We start from the raw sequence: 19,255 nt of genomic DNA, 5'->3' as shown, positions 1-19,255 counted from the left end.
GAACTGCAAAGACAGGTGCCGCTCGCATGCACCCTGCTTGCAACAACAGATTGGACCGTCACCGCGATGAACCAGCACGAGGCGATTGACAGAAGTATGGCATCAGGATCCGCCGATCACGGCCCTGGCACGTTTGTGATCCAGGGGCGGTTGGTACGCGTCAGGGGACAAAATATCCTGTTCAGCCCTTCCCAGAAGGCCATTTTCGCCGTCAACGATACTGCTGCCGACATCTGGCGCTCTCTGGAGGAGGGCATGCCACCGCACGCCATCTCGGTCGAGATGGCGCGCAGTGGCGTTGATAGACTTGAGGCAGACAGGCATGTCGAGGCTGCACTCGAGGATTGGCAGCGGCTGAACCTGATACGGCCCTGCGCGCCCTTGTCTACTTCGTCAGCTCAAAAGCCTGTGAGCCAGGTGGTCGCGGTTGCGGGCCTCAAGATACGCATCGTCTATCCGGCAGCCTACGCCTTTCCCGCGATTTCCGTATTTCGCCACCTCGAGGTCAAAAGAGATACTGCCGACGTACTGCTCGAGGTGGTTGGGCAGGGAGGGAGAGTCAATCTGTTGCGGGATGGCAAGTGGATTTTGTCCTGCTCCCTCGACGAGCTGCCCGTCATGCTGAAGGGGCAATTGCTGACCGAGGTTCTGGACTACGGCGCATATGAACTTGCCCTCCATGCGGCTGCGCTTCTCAGAAATGAACGCATCGTCCTTCTTTGTGGCAATCCGGGCGCGGGCAAGACGACGCTGACCCTGGCATTGGTCCATGCAGGATTTGGCTTTGTCGCCGACGATGTGACGCTGCTGGACTCTAGCGGGCATGGCGTCGGCCTTCCGTTTGCCCCGGCGGTCAAGGCGGGAGCATGGCCGTTGCTGGCCAAATACTGCCCCGGCCTCGATGCCGTTCCGATCTGTCGCCGCCCCGACCGCAAGCGTGTACGGTTTGCCGTGCCCAAGGCGTTCGTGCCCTTGCCTCCCGCTCCTATACCCATTGGCTGTGTGGTCCTGCTCCGCCGAGGTCGTGACTCGAAAGCTAGCCTGGAGCCGATCGATCCAGCTCACGCATTGCGCGGCCTGCTCAACGGCGCGCTGGCACCCGGCGGAGAGCTCAGTGGCACCGCTTTCGAAGTGCTGACCCAACTCATCGGCTCGGCGCAAACCTATTGCCTGACCTATTCCGGGCTTGATGATGCGGTACAGCTTATCTCGAAAGCATGCCATGACGAGTAGAGGCAACGCGCTTAAGGCGTTGATCGCTGGACTTCGCGGCGCTCCGACCGACAGCGCCGACTGGCAGGCCGTGATTGCTCTGGCAAATCACACTCTGCTCACACCCGATTTGTTCTCGTCTCTCGCTCGGGCCGGACAAATCCATCAACTCCCGCAGGACGTGCGCGAGTACCTTCGGTTCGTTCACGACTGCAATCGCGAACGGAACCTGCGCTTGCGTACCCAACTGCGTGAAGCCGTTGCGGCCCTCAATGGCCGCGACATCGTACCGTTTCTGCTCAAGGGGGCCGTTCCTCTGTTTCTTTCGCCGGGCGGCCAGGTTCCCAGCAGGATGACGAGTGACCTCGATCTAGCCGTGGACCCGCGCGAAGAGACGTTCGCCCGGACCTGTCTTGAAGAGCTTGGCTACGTCGATGTGGCGGGCGCCCGAGGCATGGCCCGCGAGCATGACGCCGGAATGCTGGAACTTCGGCCGAGCCAACCAACCTGCTATGCCCCTCCCGAACTCGTCCAACTCGGAGGACTTCGGGTGAACATTCCTCCCGCTCGGTCTCGCGCCCTGCATTGGATGGTGCACGACCTTCTCAAGGAGGGAGATTACTGGCGCGGAAGGATAGATCTCAGGCACCTTCATGATCTGGCCCGATTGGCGGAAAGCGAGGACGTGGACTGGATGTCACTGCAGGAATCCATGCCGGATCGGAGCGCCCGCAATGCGCTCGACACCCAGCTCTTGGCCTTGCATCATTTCTTTGGAACCAGAATCCCCGCAAAATGTACACAACGCCCGATGGTCCGTTTCCAGCACTGGAGGCGCGTCTTCACGGCGACCCACCCCATCATTGGCGCCCCGCTGCGCCTGGCAGGCAATTTGATGTGGGGCATATGGCGGTTTTCACGCGCCTACGGGTTGGCGAAACGTGGGCCGTCGGACCCCTTGCATCGCGTCGCTCGCACTCTCTTCAATCCTCGCACGAAAATCTAAGCCTTTTGGGGAACTAGTGCGCCTGTATGGAAAGCGTAAGATCAACCTGCGAATTTGAGAAAGTTTGTGGGAGGTCGAAATGTCAATAGAAAGCACAAAACGCTCGGAACGGACGCAAGAGACGCTGGTCTCGGAGGCTCAAGCGCGCCGTGACTTTCTTAAGAAAGCGGGGCGTTTTGCGGCGGTTACGCCGCCGGCTGTGACGCTTCTGCTCGGCACAAGCTTGAACTCCAAGGCAATTGCCAAATCGGGCGGCACACGCCCCGGCAATGGTTGGGGAGACGAGAACCATATTCACGTCGGCCCGCCCGGCCAGGTGAAAAAAGATCATTGAGCAGGTCGCTGAAAAACAGCGTCTCGACGACATAGGGCTCAGCCCTTCGTGAAAGCCCAGACCGCTTGCGGCGCCCAGAGTGCCGCCGGCGGTCCGGGTTTTCTTAACGGCGCTGAGACTCGTTGCATCGAGCATCGTCCCATTGCCGATTTTTGTAACCGGTGTTCCGCTCCCACGTTGTCGTTCTCTTCTCGCCGGATTGAATGACATGATAAACGGCGCCTATGGGAATCAAGAACTACCTGATCGAAGGCGGTTCCGGCACTGGAAAAACGTCTGTCGCCACCGAACTGGAGCGGCGGGGTTATCATGTCGTCCATGGTGACCGGGCCTTGGCCTACGTCGGCGACCCCGAAACAGGCAAGGCACTGCCAGGACCACCCGAAGGCCAGGATCACATCGCCTGGGGATACGCGCACTGGATTTGGCCCGTCGACAAGGTCCGGGCCATTGCTGCCGACACCACCCATCCTGCCACCTTCTTCTGTGGCGGGTCGCGCAATTTCCATAAATTCCTGGACTTATTCGACAAGGTCTTTGTGCTCGACGTAGACGTTGAGACGTTGAACCGACGATTGGATGGGCGACCGAATGAGCCAGGTTTCGATCCGGCCGAGCGGCGGCTGGTATTGCGCTACCATCATACCCGGGAATATCTTCCCGCTGGCATCGATATCGACACTGCGGGCACGGTCCCAAGCGTTGTCGACGATATCCTCGCTCAACTCGCCTGAAGCCCTGAACGCATCGTGAATGGTTTGCGGGAAAACGCTAGCCGCCTGAACGGCTCGCTGGCGGCGCTGAGACTTTGTAGCCGACCGGCAGCTTGCGGATTGGCAAGCCGGACGCCCTAAAGACTGACTTGAAGACGCGAACCCGTGCCGGATCAGGCGATTACCCAATCGTTCAAATGGAATTCATAGATCTTGCCGTCGTTCTCGTTTGGATCCGTGTTGTTGTCCACGCCCCGATCGACGATATAGAGGCTCATTTGGTGGCTCGGATCGTCGCTGCTCGGCGCCAGCGCCAATCCGGCCGGTTTATGCGCGTCGGCCGCCGAGATATCGAGCGTGCCCAACAGATTCCCGGTTGGCGTTATCATTGCCACCGAGGTGCGTGACACGATGACGTAAAGCAGGTCGTGGACCGCATCATACGCGAGGCCCCCGTCAGCAGGGGATCCGAGCGATTGTACAGAAAAACTCGTCACGACATCATCGCCACCCGTGCTTGGGACGCCGTCGAATTTGCCGTTCTGGCCCGGAGCGATGGTGTAAATGTTATGGTTTGAGCCATCCTCGAGATAGAGCACTCCGCGTTTTGTGTCGTAGGCAAGAGCCTCCGAATCCTTACTGCCGAACGCGGCGGTCTTGAATGAGGTCACGATATCGTCGGACGTGTTGTAAAGCCCATCCTTGCCTGGGTTCAGCTCGTAGACGCTCTTCGTGCCGGTATCGTCCGAGAAGAAGAGATGGTGGTTAGCAGGATTATAAGCGACCCCGGCCGGCTCGTCCGAGAAGTTGATGGTACTGAGCGTTCCCATGAGATTGCCGGCCAGATTCATTTGGTAGAGATTCTTGCCGGTAAAAATGGGCATTTCATCGACTTCACTGTCGGCAACCAGCAGCGTGCCAAGGTGAGAAATATAGACGATGTCAGTAGGATCAGGGCTCGGCGGCGACCACTGCGAGGTCAGGATGGTATGGGCCAGGGTCACCGATGTCGGCAGCTGGCTGCTACCGGTGACGTCAACGGTGAAAGTGTGAGTATCGAAGCTGCCGTCGGACGAGGTGGCTTTGACGTGGAAATTGATTGTCGGTTCGGACTGAGCATTGAGCGTGCCGGTGCTCGATCGCGTGATGACCCCGGTGCTGGAATTGATGGCGAAGCGCGAGTCGTCGATCGTGTAGGTGACCGTCGAGCCGGCATCGGGATCGGAGGCCGAAGCGGTGATGCCGACGGCAGTACCGGCGGGGGCACTCTGGAGAATCTGGTTGGCTGCGGTGTTGGCGTCGGGCGGAGCGTTGAATGCGACCGATTCCGGGCTGTCGAGGACGGCGAGAGTGAAGCTCTTGTTGGCGGTGCTGCCGTCGGAGGAGGTCGCCGTCACCGTCAGGTTGATGGACGGCTGGGTCTCGAAGTCGAGCGTGCCGACGGCCGAGCGCGTGATGACACCGGTGCTGGAATTGATGGTGAAGCGCGCATCGTTGATGCTGTAGGTGACGCTCGATCCGGCATCGGGATCGGTAGCCGAAGCAGTAATTCCGGTAGGGGCACCGGTCGCGGCGAGCTCGTTAATCTCGTTGGTGGCTGAATTGCTATCGGCGGGTGTGTTGAAGGCCACCGGCTTGCCGGATCCTGGCAACAGGTATTCGACGTGCAGCAGCGGCGCACTAGCGGGATTGTACTCGTATGAATCGGCCGTGCGCGTCCCGGTGCCGCTGATCACGAAGGCCATGTTGTTGAGCGCCACCCAGCCGGAGCGGTTGACGACCTCCTGGACGATGGCCGTAAGGTCCGGCGTGCGCTCGGCAAGGCCCTGTTCGCCCACGACGGTCCACGGGTCCGGTGTCCAGGCGGTGGATGCCGTCGTCCGGGGAAGCGAGGAGACATTGAAGGCGGCGCTGGTGAAGGGGCTGGCGTTGTCGGTGTTGTCGCCCTGGATCAGCAGCGAGGCCGCGCCGGTTTTCACCTCGTTGGCCTGGAACTGGATGTAGGCGCTGGTGATGATGGCACCCTTGGGGATGTCGATGCCGGTGAAGCGAAGGCCGACGGTCTGGCGGGTGCTGCCGTCATAACCCAGCTCCAGATCGCTGATGTTGGTCCCAATCGTACCGGAGCCTTTCTCCTCGACGTCGTCGCCTGCGGTCGCCACCCTGGTCTCGAAGATCGGGTCGATCGCAGTCGAGCTGGCGGCGAGGAGGCTGCTGGTGGCGACAGCGCCCCCTGTCGAGACCGTGCCGGTGTCTGCAAGGGCAGGGGCGGTGTAGGTGACGCTTCTGTCCGCATGATTCCGGGAGCTGTCGACAAAGGTGCTGTCCAGATGGATGGCAAGTCCAGCCGGCACCTGGGCCTGTCCGGTGAATTTCAATCCGCCGTCGTCTCCCGATGGCGGGATGATCCCATGCCCGGAAATGAGATCGAGCTTGCTCGCGGCTGGTTCCAAGTTCGGAGTGTGGCTGCCCTGGCCGGTTTCGGCAGCAAGCCCCTCGCCAAGATCGGAGAGCACATGACCCGTCTCGTTACCGCTTTCTTTTCCGCTCGGCTGGGTCCCATCGTCAATGTTCAGCCAGTCGCCGCCAATGCCTGCGTCGCTGCCGAATTCAGTCATCAGGAATTTCGCGCCAACCTCAGTCAGTTTAGTCATGTTGGATTTCCCTTCCCCAATTTCTCGTGATTAAAACCGGCATCGCGACGTGCCCGACAGGAGGTCAGTTCCCATACCCCAGGCGCGAATGGCCACCGCATCGCAGGCGCATGAAAGCCGCGGCCCGAATGTCCTGCTGGTCAGTCTGTTGCCTTCTTCATCCTGGGCCAGGCAGGCGCCACGGCCGCGAGCAGGCGCAGCAGTGATAGCCCGTCCCGTCCAAGGAACAGCGACGGCAGGATCCAGCACAGCAGCAAGCCTCCGGCGGATGCCAGCAATGCCGTATCGATGAGCAGGGGAAGAGGAGATAGATGGAACTCGCGCAGCCAGTCCACGACTGCCCAGACGCCAGTCCCGACAACGCCCGCGAGCGCGAGCCCGGGCAGGTGCGCCGCAAGGAAATCCCCCCATGTCATGCCGGTCACGCGGAGGCTCAACTGTGCCATGAGGAAGAAGTTGATCCCGAAGGCCGCGCCGACGCCGAACGCCACGCCTTCTATGCCCCAGAATTGCCCTATGAAGGAACCGGCGAAGACGCCGATGGTGAAAACCGCCTGGCGCCAGGCACGAGCGTAGACCGTCCCTGTTGCACGCGAGACGGAATCGCTAAGCTTGTAGCTCGTGCGGAACAGCATGCTGAACGCTAGAATCTGGAGCGGCGCGACTACCCCGACCCATCCCCGCCCGAGAATGACCGCAACCAACTCCGGCGCGACGATCGCTACGACCACACTGGCGGGCAGGACCAGCAGAGCGCAACCCGCGACCGCGCTGCGATAGGCACGAGCAAGCCGCGCCGGCTGCTCCTGGACCAGAGCCATGGTCGGGAACAGCACTCGATCGAGAACCTGGCCGACGATGACCGCCGGCGTCGTCATCAGCTGCGACGACAGGCCGTACAGGCCAAGCGCATCTGCCCCGAGCCAGCGGCCCACGACAAGCCTGTCCGCCTGGGTGGCGAGGTAATTGCATATCCGGGCAATGGTGAAACCGCTTCCGAAATAAAGCAGCTCGACGGTGGCGCGCCGTTCCAGCAAAGGTAACATCGGATGCGGCTGGCCGGCGAGCAGCACGACCATGCGGATGAACTGCTGGATCAGGAGCGCGCCGACAAGGGCCCAGATACCGAAGCCGAGCCAAGCCAGCACCGGACCGGCAACGACGTAGCCAGCGGCGAAGGCGCAGGCGTCGACGAGCGCCAGCCAGCGGAACCGCAGCGCGCGCTGGGCTGCGGCCAATGCCACCATGGAAGCGCCTTGGAAAAGGAACACAAAGCAGATGGCACGAACGATCGGAGCAAGATCGGGGAGCCGAAGCAGACCGCCAATTGCCGGTGCCATCGCCCATACCAGGGCGGACACAACAAGGCCGAGGAGGCACGACAAGGTGAACCCTACCCGAAGATGTCGTTCTTCCAGGACCGGGCGCTGGACGATTGCGGGGCTAATGCCAAGTCCCTGGAAGATCGCCGAAAACTTGATGACGATCAGCGCCGCGGAGTAAAGGCCGAACTCATTGGGCGAGAGCAATCGGGCCAGGACGAGAAGTGCGACGAGCTCGGCGACCGCGAGGGCGCCCATCGACAGGGCCGTCCAGAACATGCCCACGACACTCTGTTTTGCCAGCCCCCGCCGGTTGTTGCTCACATCTCTCTCCACTCGTCGGCCGGTTCAAAAAGGCGACCACTGCGTCCATCCTGGATCGGCCGGGCCGCAGGCGATGCTCGGCGATGCGCCCGTGATCATCGGCGCCATGGTCATTTTCGTCATTGCCGGGATGACGGCGTAAGGGTCATCCGTGCCCTTCGACACTCAGCTTCACCGCACCTATTTTGCAGTTGCGTGCGCATGAGGCATCAAAGGGCCTCGGCAGCGGTCTCGCTTGCCCGCCCAGCGCGCCTTTCCTATTGAAGGAGCGGGGGGATTTCGTAGCGATAGAACTCCATCTCATCCCGGATCTCCGGTATGATCGCCGTCAAATCTTTCCGTTCGAGGCGGAGCCACTTCTGCTGGCGGCCAGGATCGATCATCTCCTTGGCCTTGTGGACGATATCGTCAGTACAGTTCAGCCCGCAATGCTCATAGATTCGCCGCAAGACCAACTCGGGGTCCTGTATCAAATCCTCGTAGCGAAAAGAGAGAACGCGGCCATTGCCCAGCTTGGCGAGATCTTCGCGAGCCTTTCGATTGCCGCGCGCCCACTGGCGCGCGATCACCGTCAGTTTCTCGTTCTCCTTCAAATCCCGATCTATCCCGTTGTAACGTGGCCCATAGATCGATGTGTATTTCTTCCCCAGCAGCCTTTTTGTGACCACCTGCTTCAGAACGTCTCTGGCATAATAATGAATCTGTGACACGGGCGTCATCTTCAAGAGTCGTATTAGACCTTTTAAAGATTTAGCTCGCTGCCATTTAAGTTCCATCGAGCTTATGTAAGAAAAAGGATTTCTCGTTATATAGAGAAATATCGCGTCTGGAAATATCTTGTGAACAAAGGGCACCCGCAGGACATTGGCAGGCGTATTTTCCATGATCTGTCTGTCGCCGTGTTGCGACTGATATTCAAGGAATCTGCCGCGAATGTAGCGAGCGACTCTGTCAGTAGCGTCGGTTTCGACGAATTCGTCATGACGCCGCGCCGGATCGGCGTATAGCCACACTGTTTTCGGCTCGTACCAGGTAACGATGTCGGGATGCAGCCCGATTAATTTTTGTGCGATTGTGGTTCCAGACCGATAGTTGCCGATCAGGAAAATCGGAGGTTTCAGCTCTGTTGCTGTCATGACAGGTCTCCGTCTCTAAAGGTTAGCCAGGATCGCGCCGACCGGCGTGAAAAGCTCCGCCGCGCGACTACTGGCCTCTGAAGCACGCATGATCTGGTCCCTCAAAGGTCCATGGCCCAACGAACCCACGATCGTTGCGGAGCGAGGCCGCAGCCTGAAGCGAAGCCGTGACCGAGGAGGCGGGCATGTGTTCTTGCTATTGACCAATAAGGCTTGGCTGGAGCGCCGGGCCTTTCGCATTCGGGATCGCCGTTGTTCCGGAAGTGTCCGGGGCGTAGAACCCTTTGTTGGCCACGACAGAGACTTCGATGACGTCGCCAGCTCTGACTTCGGTGTTTTCATCCGCGACGATGTCGTGGGCGGCTTTCTGGTCGCGCCTGAAGATCGAAATCTTCACGGAGCCTTGCAAGTCGTCGAAGGTCCTCTGTTCGCCATATGTAAATATAAAGAGAAGCTTGTCGGCGACATACCTTATTTGACTTTGAATTTTCCCCAGCTCGACCTGCGTGTCTTGGGTCTGCGAGATCAAGTCCATTTCATAACTCTGCTTCTTTTTTCGCAGCTCGCTTTCAGCGGTCAGCATCGCCTGCTGCGCCTGCTCCTGCTGCAGCTCGGTCTGCGAAAGTTCGGCGCGATAGCTGGTATGTGCTCGTTCGGCCGTCATGACATTCGAATTGGTGACCAGGCCCTTTTCCCGCAAGGACCGGGCAGACTGCAGTTCCTCGAGTTGAATGTCCGCGGTCTTTTCCCGTTCCTTTCGAGTGGCAGCGACCATATCCGCTTCCTTCCTGGCCCGCTCCAACGAGACATCAAGGTAGGAAATGTCGTCCCGATATGCGGCAAGGCGCGCGTCCAACTGCGCTTGTTCGGATGCTACGATGTCGTCAATCAAGTGGACGCCAAACTCGACTGGCGGATCCGGCGGGGCAACGAAGGATTTGTCCTGTCGGCTTTCCGCCTGGAGCCGGGCAAGCCGAACCTTCAGGCGGTATTCCTCGATCGCCAGACCTGCGCGCGCACTGCGTAGATCCGCTATTTGCAGGGCCGGCTCCGTGTTTCCCGCGGTCGTAGCCCGAAAGCCGCCTGCTATGGCGAGTGCATGGCGAACCGTAATGCCGGGTTGAAACGGGTACGATCCGGGATGAGCAACCGTCCCGGAAATAAAGAATGGCCGGTACTGGCCGATCTCCACTTTCACGTAGGGCTCGAGGATGAGCTTCTGCTGCTGGAATGCACGCTGAATGGCCTGCGAAAGGGCAACGCTGCTGAGGCCGCGTGCTTGGACATCACCCAACATGGGAAGTGATATCGAGCCCCGATCATCGACCACGACTTCCAGAGGATAGGCTGTCTCGCCAATCACGGATACTCGTAGGACGTCGCCGGTGTCGAATGTATAGCCATCGGCACGGGAAGCGTCTGCCGCGAGCAGAACAACGGCAATGGCGAGGCCACCAATCATTGCGAGCATGCGGCCGGCCACGGGTACGGATCTTGGAAATAGCCATCGGCACCAATCCTGCAGCGAAGGCTTGGATGGAAATTGCTGGTTGGCACGCAAACGCATCGTCGTACTCCCGTTGTCATGCTGCCGTCAGGACCAGTCGACATTCATCGGCGGAACGTCACGGCAGGTATTCGTTGTCGAGAATTAAGCCTTGGAAATCCGTGCTCCGTCGAAGGAGCAAAAAGGGATCAAAATCCGTGCAGTCCTACGGTCTGGTTGGCGAGGCCATCGCGAATTCGCGGGTCATTCGGCCTTGCGGCTGAGAGAGCTGACTCAAGAACGGACTGATAGATCGACTCGACCCTGTCGCACATGGCATCCATTCCCCATGACGAAAGGTCGGTGAATTTCGCACTGGCAGCCAGTTGAGCGCGATAGCGCTCATTTTGCAGAAGGTCCGCGATCGCCGCCGCTGCGGCGCCAACATCTTCTGCTGGCGTCACAATTCCGTTCACGCCATGCTTCACCACTTCTTCCACGCCCGGCAGGTGCGAGACCACGCTGGCTCGGCCACCCGCCAGATACTGCATTACGACCCGAGGCAGTCCTTCTCGCATGGACGTCAGCACACATACATCGGCCAGGCTGATTAGTCGTTCAGGCTCGCAATGGTAGCCGATCATGCGAACGTTGTTTGCGAACGGGGATCGTTCAATCGCCGCTTCAACAGCGGACCGGCTCGGCCCTTCACCGGCTAGGATCAGTCGCACGTTTGGGATTCGGTCTACGACTTGCCCAAATGCTTCAATGAACTCTACATGACGTTTTCTCGGTTCCAGTGCGGCCAGCATAAGGATTACCGGTGGCTTAGGCTCTCCGGCGGCCGTTCCCAGGAGCAGATGCGGCTCCTGCGGCCATTGCGCGTTCGCGAAGCGTGTCAGATCGAAACCGGAATGGACGACGTGGTGCTGATCGGGACTGCCCAAATGATTGGCGATGCAAATGTCGCGCATGGCCTGGCTGACATCGATGAAAGCGCGCGTGACTTTCGCGGCCAGGCGTTCGGCAGCCAGGAACATGAGCCTCTGCGCGTTGCCCACATGCACGAAAGGTAAAATGTGCACGCCATGTACGATGCAACGGACATTGGCTTCCTTGGCGGCAAGGCGACCGACGATCCCGGCTTTGCTTTGATGTGTGTGCACGATGTCAGGTTGCCAATCGCGTATAAGGCGAGTGAGTTGCCCGAATGCGGAAATGTCACGGGATGGCGAAATCGAGTTGATCAGTTTTTCCAGCGTCACCACCCTGATGGCTCCAGCAACCGACGCCCGTAATCCAGCATCGTATTCTTGGCCGTGAACCAAAACCACTTCGTGGCCATGCCGCGCCTGAGCGAGACAGCAGGCCAATGTGTTCTCTTCGGAGCCTGCCCGAAGCAGTCTGGTGAGCACATGAACAATCTTCATTTGCTTATACCTCAGGGAACATGAATCCGGGACGGCGCGTCCGGGTGAGCGAGCGCCTGAAGGCGGTGCGTTGAGGGCTCCTCGCGGCTTCCCGGGCACGGCCTGGATCGGCTGTTGCTTGGCGCGCTCATGGCAAGCTGGCCAGCGCGTCTGCTGTGGTGAATGCCGGCGTTAAGCCGCCAGCTGTTCTTAGAAGGACAACCAGATATGCCTGAACAGTTCCTGGCCGACCGCCTCTATGCCGGCGCTCGCGTCAATGGTTCGGATGTTCTTGTCCCTGTCTCGCAACTCCGCCATCAGCGATAGCCGCGCATCGAACGCTTCTTTCCTGATCTCTCCCGGCTTGCGCTGCTCGGAGATGGCAAAGTCTGAAACGAGATGCAAAGTGAGTTGTGGCCGGCATTCTGCCATCTTTTGATAGAGCCTTTGCTCGAGGCGGGCGAGAACCGACAGGCCGGGGACGGAGAAGAGGTGCGGTGGGACGGTTGGCCCGTCCAGATATCCGCTACACAGCGCCTGCGGCCACCTGTCACAAATGACGATCAGGCCGCGCGTAGCCCACCGATGCGCACGTTTCACGACAGCGTATCGCTCTAACGCGATCAAGACTGCCCAGAATGCCAGCGCGGCAGCAGCGAGTCCTCCCTTCGACCAATTTCGGCTGAGGGAATTGTTGCCATCGTGCTGGGCCAACGACTTTAGGCGGCGTCTGTAGGGAAAAACCAGAGTCTGCAACGCCTTGCGGAGCCACCACCCATTGCCGTCTCCGATTCCGACATATGCTTGCGCACACCCGAATTTCCATCGAAATATCCGTGTCAGCCGATCAGCTTGAGTGCTCTTTCCCATGCCATCAGGGCCGACGAGCGCCACTACAAAGCCGCCAGCCGCAGGTCGCCTCTTTGGTGGGAATGTGCCGGGCATCAGGCGCTGAAGGGACCTCAACGCCAGATATGAGGTCTTGCGGACCAGATGAACGCCGGCATCGGCGATCCCGTAGCCTCCTGTAAAACCGCAGGCTTCACGGATTGAACGCCGGAGCCTGGCAAGATCTCTGCGGTTTGCCATCAAACCGTCTACGCTTTGCAGAAACCTGCAGCTCGCCAGTCTGCCGCCGCCAAGTGTGTATTCCGCGACACCCAAGCCTTGCTGGCCTGACGGAAGTGGCGGGCGTGCAAACTGGTCCCTCCAACCACCACCGACGGGGATCCACTTTCGCCAAGGCAATGCCCGGGTCCGGAAGGCGAAGCGGGCAATGGTTATTCGAATCTCGTCCTCGGGTGAGACGACTGGAATCGACACCCCATCCACACAAATCGATTCCCATCGTGTAATCGCCGCATAGTCGAATACCGGATATCGCTTGCGAAATTCCCAGCCGACACGGATCCCGATATGCATGTCGAGATGGAGATAGCGGCCATTTGGAAAGTCAGGCAGGAACCAGTCCTCCCGGCCGGCACAGACATTGTCGTAGCAAGACAGGCTCACGCTGCGACAGCCGTGCAGCTTGCTCACGATCGAGCAGAAGACCGGGTAGTCGTGCTTGTCCAGAAGGAGATCCAGGTCGTCGCGGCCCGCAAGTCCGCTTTGCAGGGATGCGAGATCCTGAATTATTCCGTACTTCAGGCCGCTCTCATTGAATGCTCGAAATAGTTCGGTGGCGATCGGGAGGGCCGGGACTGTTTCGAGGGGCAGCAAGGAGGCGCTTGCGTCGGTTTGCGAAACACCGGCATCTGCTTTGTTGATCGACGGGCTCGCCCCAACCACCCTGGCTGGCGCTGGAATATTCACCCCCGGCGTCAACGCTTCGACCAGCATGCTTGCCTTGGCTTTTGGAACCCAGCGACGATATTGTTGCGGCTGCAGGCCGTCCCGAGGCTCTCCGGGATCCGTCGGACGGTGGCTTCCGGGTTTAGATTTACGTGAAGGTTGCAAGGGGTTTCCCCTGGTTGATCGCGTCGAGCGTCATTCGCTCATCGTCGCCGGTCATCGTATCGGCGAGGTATATCCAGCCTATTGGCGCTGATTTCGTTGAGACGCAGCACCCAATGTTTTCAACGCCGGCCTGCAGCCTTGGATGTCGCCTTGCAAGCTGCCGCATCGAGGGTGAATTGGGTGCCAACTCATCCTTCTCTTGCCGGGTGGTTTCGGCGTCTTCCAAGCAAAAAGATATTACACAAAAGCTAATGCATAGAATTCAGGATATAACCGAAAGTTTATCTCGGTCGATCGTGATTGGAATCGAATGGTTCATTATATCAAGAAGAATTTTTACTGCTCCAGCACTTCCAACATGATCAAGAATGCCAAGCTGTTCCGAAAACGGCCCATCTATGATTCTAATTCTTTGACCTGGCCTCAATAAGATATCGGGGTGCAAAATTCCGTCCTCGTCCGTTGCGGCTATCAAGGACTCGATCACGCCGTATGGCGCCGGGACCGGCATTCCTTTGCTCATGACAAGTCTTCGCACGCCGACGGTTGAGTTGATCGGGTACCAACTTTGCTGAGCAGCCAGCGAGACGAACAGATAGCAGTCGAAATACGCACTGGCGACGGTTCTGACAGTGCGAGCGTGGCGAACGGTTCGCCTTCGCTTGGGCAGGTATGTTCGGAAGGTTTGCGATAGCAGGTGCCGCTCCGCCAAGCTCTCGGAATGTTGGTGCGTCTGGACCACGTACCAACGCGCTGGGTCCCCGCCGTAAGTCTTTCCTACCGGCTCCGGGAAGCGATCATGGTATAATTCAGCGTGCTGCATGGCGAAACATTTCTCTAGTTGAGATAGTAACTGTCCGAGACACTACTTTCGAGGGACGTGTATCGGCCATATTTTGGCAGCTTTGGTTCGTCCACCATTGTCAGGGCGATGCCGGCAATCTTCGACCGACCGCCGAGGTGTCGAATTCCTTCTGCAACGGCCTCGCGCGCGGTTTCGCGCCACTTCACGACAAAGAGGACCTTGTCGACATACCGCGCCAGGATCGTGGCGTCGGCCGCGGCTCCAACAGGTGGTGCGTCAACGATCACCGTGTCGAACTTTCCGCGAAGCTCTTCGAGAACCGAGCGCATCCGTGCCGAAGCAAGAAGGGCAGGCGGGTTCCGGGTCCTTGCGCCCGCAGGGAGCAGGGATATCCCCGAGCGTTCGTCCAGATGAATTGCGTTTGCTGCCTTCACCGGCAACGTCAGAAGGTCGACCAGGCCGACCTTGTCTGCCATGCCGAAGAAGGCCGTGGTGGCCGAAAGCCGCAAGTCCGCATCGACGACCAGAACCCGTTCGCCGTCGGCCGCTGCGGAGCAGGCCAAGCTCAATACCAGGGTTGTCTTTCCTTCGCCGGGCATCGCCGATGTCACCAGCATGAGGCGCGGCAAGCGGGCCTGTTCGGGCGTCGCATCGATGCCCAGGCGGAGCCGCCGCACGGCCTCGCTAAACCTCGATAGCGGTCTGCGCTCGAGATAAGCCACAGGTTGAGCTTGGGACTGGGCGTCTCTCGACCAGCCCGCCATCCGTGGGATGGATGCAAGAACCGGAACGGACAGCTCTTCCTCTATCTGCTTCTTTGCCATGAAGCCGGAAGCGAAAAGTTCACGAAGAACGGCGCCTGCGCCCCCGACGAAGAAGCCGAGCACAAGCCCCAGCGCCGCGAATAGAGGCCTGTTCGGAAAGCTTGGCGAACCCGGAGTAACCGCATCGGTTATCACACGTACGCCGCTGTTCAGCAGGGTAGACTTCTCCTCGGTGAGCTTGGCGCGTGAAAGGAATGTCTCAAACAGCTCCTTGTTCGCGGCGGCAATTCTTTCTAAGTCGCGCAACTGCACGCCGACCTGACCTTCGACTTCGGATCGGTTGGATACCGAATTCAAGGCTCGGCTGAGAGAAGCTTCCCGGGCCTCGGCAGCGTCCACTTCATTCTTCAGATTGCCGATGAGACGCTGGACTTCGGCGGTAATCTGCCCCTCGATGTCGCGGCGCTCGGCTTGCGCCGCCAGGACATCCGGATGCCGATCGCCATATTTCAATTTAAGGTCGGCTTCCCGCCGTGTCACTCCAGAGATCTGGGCCCGAAGCGCGCTGATAACCACGGACTGCAAGACGTCCGGCATCGACTGGATGTCGCCTCCGCTAGTCAGCAATTTGTCAACTTGTTGATATTGTGCCCGTTTCTCCGACAATTCAGCGCGTGCGGTGATTAATGCGACATTCAATTCAGACAGCTGCTGATCAGTCAAACTGCCTGCTGGCGTCGCCAATAGATTGTGATCGATCCGAAACTTCTGGACAGCTTGTTCCGAAAGGCTCAGTTCCGCTCGCAGGGATGCGGCCCGCTCACTGAGCCATGTGGACGCTTTCCTGGCCCCTTCGTAACGGGACCTAACTCGATCAGCGAGGTAGGCCTGGGAGATTGCGTTCGCCAGCGATGCTGCTTTCCCCGGGTCGTAGGCGGTCACCGAGATCTCAATAACATCCGCCAATCCGACACGCGAAACCCCAAGGGCGCCCTGTAGCCATATTAATGCCCCCGGCCCGATCTTCGGGTCTTCCGTCAGTTTTTCGCTGTCGACGACCTTCTGAAGGAGCGAGGCGGATCTCAGGACTGCAATCTGACTTTCGATAAATGTCGAATTATCGGCAAAATCAGAATTGGAATAATCCTGCGGGGTCATATAGTCGACCGGGGAATCGAGTAAGACTTGTGCGACGCCCGTGTAGGATGGTGGAAGGATATAGGCGGCGGCGACAAATAGGGCGAAGGTGATTACAGCAATGCTGCACACCAGCTTCCAGCGGCGGAGAAAGAAATCAAGAATCTCCCGCACGTCGAGCGGCAGTAATTCTCTGGTCATGGTCGGACTGTCAATTGAACTTGCCATTGCCGAATCCTTAGCGATCAACAGAACAACGCCCACCCTTCAGCGTCGGCTGAATGTGCTTCACTTCAAAATTGTTTGGGCAGTTGCCTGTTAGGCGCGATGAGACTGGTGACAGGGTTCGCACCCGCCATCCGGCATGTCCAAATCGCTTCCGCCCACCAACGATCGCGTCGCCGGTCAGCCGAAAACATAACAGCTTCGCGCACACCGCCGCCATTACCATTATTGAGTAGTAATTCGGCTAAAGGTCGATCTGGTCTACCCGATGAGCCTTTCGGACCTTAGGACGTTCGCAGGGACATCTATCGCTCGTCCGGGTGCTCTATGACGCGACCACCGAGCCGGCGCGCGCGGGACGGCCTACGCTCCCACACGACGAAGAGGCGGGCCGGCCCGTTTATTCCGAGGTTGATATGGACACTTACAGCGACATTGTTCCGGGACTTGTAGATTGGGCGGTCAGCAGACCGTTAGCCATTCTGATGCTGTCTGCAACCTGGCCGTTGATGCTTCTTCTAAGTAAGGGCCGGTTGCTGGGCTATGGTGCCCTTGCCTTTTTTATTGGAGTTGGGGCCTTGATCGTGTTCGGCATCGAAAGCCCCGCAGGAGCAGCCATTGTCGTGCTCGCCTACAGTTTGCTGGTTTCAGTTGCCCTGATTTCCACCAGCAGGCGACTTGCCGAAATCGAAAATCGCCTTGCATCGGCCATATCGGTGCTCGATGACCTGGAAGTTGCCGAGGAAAGACGGCAAACCTATAAGGCCAAGCATCCGTCGACCTCGCGGCTTCGCCGGAAACCAGCAGCTAGAACAATGGAGTCGGTCGTTGCGGGGGGCATGACAGAGGGTCTCGAAAGTGGGACGCAGGTGATCCCTGGGCCTCCTTGGCAAGAGTTCCAACCGCTAGATCCGACAGTGGGATCGGCGGTTTCGGCATTAACTCAACCAACAGGATCCGACGTTCTTTCAGAAGAAAGACGTCGAACAAGACTGGTGTCAAGTTGAGTGGGTCTGCCTTTCGGCCAAGTGAAGTGACCGCCAGCTAGCTGATGCTCCGGCTGGGCGCAGCCCAAAGGAAAGGTCGACTGCGGGCGACCGGGTTGCTGCTGGCGGGCCCACGGGCTACTTGCAGAAGCCGATCCGGTAGAGATCATAAGAGCCGGCTTCGGCGCAGATGCACGGCAGCTGGTTCGCTTTTTCGTTCGGTTGCGGTCACAAATCCTTGCCGATGGACCGAACGGCTGCCGAGCGGAACAAAGGTGCCGCGGCCAGAACAAGGAAATCGTGACCCCCGACTGGCCAGTGCGCCCGACGCTCTGGCTGTCCGCGCTGTACCGGCATGGGTGGCCCCAGCAGGCATTGCGGCTCTTTATGACGTTTGCTGCATGCTGATATCCTCCGAAGGTGGTAAGGTAGTGCCCAACGGTGGTAGGTTGCGCCTCCATTCGGATGAAACTATAAATGGAACTTTATGTGTAGCTGTTAGTTTGGGCCTGAGGGACGATCACGGCTGGGGTAATCACACAAAATGAGCTTATCAAAGCAGGCTCTTGGATTGGCGAGGGAGCCTACCCTTGCTGAACCAATTTCAGAAATGGGAATCTCTGTACTGCCTGGAGCTGTCCGGCGCCTTTATCCGGCGAACACGACGATTGCACGGGAGTATCAGGCTAGGTCCTTTATCCTAGTCATGACCGCGGGGTGGGCCGCATTCGCCAAAACGCTGCGGAATGGCTCTCGTCTCATCGTCGATTTTGCGCTCCCTCACGAATTTGCCTTCATCGAGTTCTGCGGAGACGGGAGCGAGACGGTAACGGCTCTCTCGGACGTGACCGCGATCGAGTTGACGGGTCCGGTCCATACATGTTTTTCCCGTTATCCGCAGTCCATTTGCGAGGCCATCATGCTGGCTGAGGCACGGCGGTACTCAAGGGTCACCGAACATCTGGCAGGAGTCAGTAGACGAGGACCTATTGAACGCACGGCTCACCTTCTCCTCGAACTGGGCTGCCGCGCACATAGATCGGTCACAGGTTATCCGCAGCGCTTTGAATGCCCGCTGACCCAGGCCCAGTTGGCCGACGCGCTGGGGCTGTCTGCTGTGCATGTAAGTCGCGTGTTGAAGGATTTGCGAGAAAACGGGTTGGTTTCGTTCCGCAATGGTGTGGTCGAGTTGCATGACCACGCGGGACTTATCAAAATAGCCGGATTTGATCGGTCTTACATTTCGAGTTGATGGCGCAATTCCGGTCTCGACCGCGCACCGGCCCTCGCCGAGGGTCAACTACCGAGCCGCAGTCGATGCAGAGCCGTAAAGGAAATGGCCGGTGCGGAGGGGCAGCCTTCCGGGGACGTGAAGACCGCACCGGCCACTGCGGCGGGCTTAACGCTACGCACCCGTACTGGTCAATCTAACGCATACTTGCAACCAGGCAATTACGCCAATCGGTGGTGTCCAGGTCAGGGAAATACAGACGGGATCGTACGCCCTCCGTCTTGGCGTGTCTCTTTTCTAGAGCGATTTGTGGTGTCCGATACTTCGGTCGATGGCACATTTCCTATCGGGAGGTGCGCTATCAGTGCACCCGCCTGACGATATGGTTGCGGAAGCTCCGGCTGGCTTGTCGGTCGCTGTCCCTGGCTAGAGCCTTTCACGTTTTGACGGAAGCGTATCCTGCGTTTTCGAAGTAGTTCTTACATTCGGCTGCCTCGATGGTTTCGACGAGATGTCCGATGTGGCGCCACGTGTCCTCGACGGTGCGTTTCT

14 protein-coding genes and 1 pseudogene are annotated in these 19,255 nt (G+C 58.9%); 6 read left to right on the top strand and 9 right to left on the bottom strand.

Annotation, left to right across the window (positions count from 1 at the left end; all coding sequences use genetic code 11):
- The first annotated feature begins 66 nt into the window (after nt 1-66).
- The 4 genes from O7B34_RS31510 to O7B34_RS31495 all read left to right on the top strand — a co-directional run bounded on the left by O7B34_RS31510 (nt 67) and on the right by O7B34_RS31495 (nt 3,286).
- Nucleotides 67-1,233, top strand: a complete 1,167-nt coding sequence (locus tag O7B34_RS31510; RefSeq protein ID WP_337149624.1) for a PqqD family peptide modification chaperone — start codon at nt 67-69, stop codon at nt 1,231-1,233.
- Nucleotides 1,223-2,218 (top strand): nucleotidyltransferase family protein, encoded by a 996-nt coding sequence (locus O7B34_RS31505; protein ID WP_337149622.1) that lies wholly within the window; start codon nt 1,223-1,225, stop codon nt 2,216-2,218. The genes O7B34_RS31510 and O7B34_RS31505 overlap by 11 nt, the downstream gene beginning before the upstream one ends.
- A gap of 79 nt (nt 2,219-2,297) precedes the next feature.
- Nucleotides 2,298-2,552, top strand: a complete 255-nt coding sequence (locus O7B34_RS31500) for a hypothetical protein (RefSeq protein ID WP_156938267.1) — start codon at nt 2,298-2,300, stop codon at nt 2,550-2,552.
- A gap of 224 nt (nt 2,553-2,776) precedes the next feature.
- Complete coding sequence (locus O7B34_RS31495) at nt 2,777-3,286, top strand: nucleoside kinase (protein ID WP_337141271.1); 510 nt, start codon at nt 2,777-2,779, stop codon at nt 3,284-3,286.
- A gap of 152 nt (nt 3,287-3,438) precedes the next feature.
- Here the strand turns inward: O7B34_RS31495 and O7B34_RS31490 are convergent, their stop codons facing one another.
- From O7B34_RS31490 to O7B34_RS31455, 8 genes are all read right to left on the bottom strand, one after another.
- On the bottom strand, nt 3,439-5,919 hold the full coding sequence (locus O7B34_RS31490) for a putative Ig domain-containing protein (RefSeq protein WP_337149620.1): 2,481 nt from the start codon (nt 5,917-5,919) through the stop codon (nt 3,439-3,441).
- 140 nt (nt 5,920-6,059) lie between these two features.
- Nucleotides 6,060-7,565: a lipopolysaccharide biosynthesis protein gene (locus O7B34_RS31485; RefSeq protein ID WP_337149617.1), complete on the bottom strand. Its 1,506-nt coding sequence runs from the start codon at nt 7,563-7,565 to the stop codon at nt 6,060-6,062.
- 257 nt (nt 7,566-7,822) lie between these two features.
- Nucleotides 7,823-8,701 (bottom strand): sulfotransferase family protein, encoded by an 879-nt coding sequence (locus tag O7B34_RS31480; RefSeq protein ID WP_337149614.1) that lies wholly within the window; start codon nt 8,699-8,701, stop codon nt 7,823-7,825.
- A 196-nt stretch (nt 8,702-8,897) separates the two neighbouring features.
- A complete protein-coding gene (locus O7B34_RS31475) occupies nt 8,898-10,268 on the bottom strand; it encodes a polysaccharide biosynthesis/export family protein (RefSeq protein ID WP_337149612.1) in 1,371 nt (456 codons plus the stop codon).
- Nucleotides 10,269-10,396: 128 nt separating this feature from the next.
- Nucleotides 10,397-11,617: a glycosyltransferase gene (locus O7B34_RS31470; protein WP_337149610.1), complete on the bottom strand. Its 1,221-nt coding sequence runs from the start codon at nt 11,615-11,617 to the stop codon at nt 10,397-10,399.
- A gap of 189 nt (nt 11,618-11,806) precedes the next feature.
- Nucleotides 11,807-13,438: a hypothetical protein gene (locus tag O7B34_RS31465; RefSeq protein ID WP_337149608.1), complete on the bottom strand. Its 1,632-nt coding sequence runs from the start codon at nt 13,436-13,438 to the stop codon at nt 11,807-11,809.
- Nucleotides 13,439-13,817: 379 nt separating this feature from the next.
- Entirely contained in the window at nt 13,818-14,378 is a 561-nt protein-coding gene (gene nusG, locus O7B34_RS31460) for a transcription termination/antitermination protein NusG (protein ID WP_337149607.1), read from the bottom strand.
- A gap of 14 nt (nt 14,379-14,392) precedes the next feature.
- Entirely contained in the window at nt 14,393-16,489 is a 2,097-nt protein-coding gene (locus tag O7B34_RS31455; RefSeq protein WP_337149606.1) for a GumC family protein, read from the bottom strand.
- A 413-nt stretch (nt 16,490-16,902) separates the two neighbouring features.
- Between O7B34_RS31455 and O7B34_RS31450 the strand changes: the two genes are divergently transcribed.
- Both O7B34_RS31450 and O7B34_RS31445 read left to right on the top strand, forming a co-directional pair.
- Nucleotides 16,903-17,493, top strand: coding sequence for a hypothetical protein (locus O7B34_RS31450; protein ID WP_337149605.1), 591 nt, complete (start codon nt 16,903-16,905; stop codon nt 17,491-17,493).
- A 685-nt stretch (nt 17,494-18,178) separates the two neighbouring features.
- Nucleotides 18,179-18,724, top strand: coding sequence for a Crp/Fnr family transcriptional regulator (locus O7B34_RS31445; RefSeq protein WP_337149604.1), 546 nt, complete (start codon nt 18,179-18,181; stop codon nt 18,722-18,724).
- Nucleotides 18,725-19,139: 415 nt separating this feature from the next.
- Here the strand turns inward: O7B34_RS31445 and O7B34_RS31440 are convergent.
- A pseudogene (locus O7B34_RS31440) lies at nt 19,140-19,255 on the bottom strand (IS630 family transposase); the annotation flags it as partial.

The sequence above is a fragment of the Mesorhizobium sp. Cs1299R1N3 genome (genome assembly GCF_037179625.1).
In the GTDB taxonomy this organism is placed as follows: domain Bacteria; phylum Pseudomonadota; class Alphaproteobacteria; order Rhizobiales; family Rhizobiaceae; genus Mesorhizobium; species Mesorhizobium salmacidum.
Note: the sequence above shows the minus strand (reverse complement) of the source record. Positions and strands in the feature narration are given on the sequence as shown.

What these genes read in the sequence shown, in the direction of transcription:
- nusG (WP_337149607.1), bottom strand. Translation starts at nt 14,378, where the DNA reads ATGCAGCACGCTGAATTATACCATGATCGCTTCCCGGAGCCGGTAGGA.
- O7B34_RS31450 (WP_337149605.1), top strand. Translation starts at nt 16,903, where the DNA reads ATGGACACTTACAGCGACATTGTTCCGGGACTTGTAGATTGGGCGGTC.
- O7B34_RS31470 (WP_337149610.1), bottom strand. Translation starts at nt 11,617, where the DNA reads ATGAAGATTGTTCATGTGCTCACCAGACTGCTTCGGGCAGGCTCCGAA.
- O7B34_RS31495 (WP_337141271.1), top strand. Translation starts at nt 2,777, where the DNA reads ATGGGAATCAAGAACTACCTGATCGAAGGCGGTTCCGGCACTGGAAAA.
- O7B34_RS31505 (WP_337149622.1), top strand. Translation starts at nt 1,223, where the DNA reads ATGACGAGTAGAGGCAACGCGCTTAAGGCGTTGATCGCTGGACTTCGC.
- O7B34_RS31465 (WP_337149608.1), bottom strand. Translation starts at nt 13,438, where the DNA reads ATGCTGGTCGAAGCGTTGACGCCGGGGGTGAATATTCCAGCGCCAGCC.
- O7B34_RS31475 (WP_337149612.1), bottom strand. Translation starts at nt 10,268, where the DNA reads ATGCGTTTGCGTGCCAACCAGCAATTTCCATCCAAGCCTTCGCTGCAG.
- O7B34_RS31490 (WP_337149620.1), bottom strand. Translation starts at nt 5,919, where the DNA reads ATGACTAAACTGACTGAGGTTGGCGCGAAATTCCTGATGACTGAATTC.
- O7B34_RS31510 (WP_337149624.1), top strand. Translation starts at nt 67, where the DNA reads ATGAACCAGCACGAGGCGATTGACAGAAGTATGGCATCAGGATCCGCC.
- O7B34_RS31480 (WP_337149614.1), bottom strand. Translation starts at nt 8,701, where the DNA reads ATGACAGCAACAGAGCTGAAACCTCCGATTTTCCTGATCGGCAACTAT.
- O7B34_RS31455 (WP_337149606.1), bottom strand. Translation starts at nt 16,489, where the DNA reads ATGGCAAGTTCAATTGACAGTCCGACCATGACCAGAGAATTACTGCCG.
- O7B34_RS31445 (WP_337149604.1), top strand. Translation starts at nt 18,179, where the DNA reads ATGACCGCGGGGTGGGCCGCATTCGCCAAAACGCTGCGGAATGGCTCT.
- O7B34_RS31500 (WP_156938267.1), top strand. Translation starts at nt 2,298, where the DNA reads ATGTCAATAGAAAGCACAAAACGCTCGGAACGGACGCAAGAGACGCTG.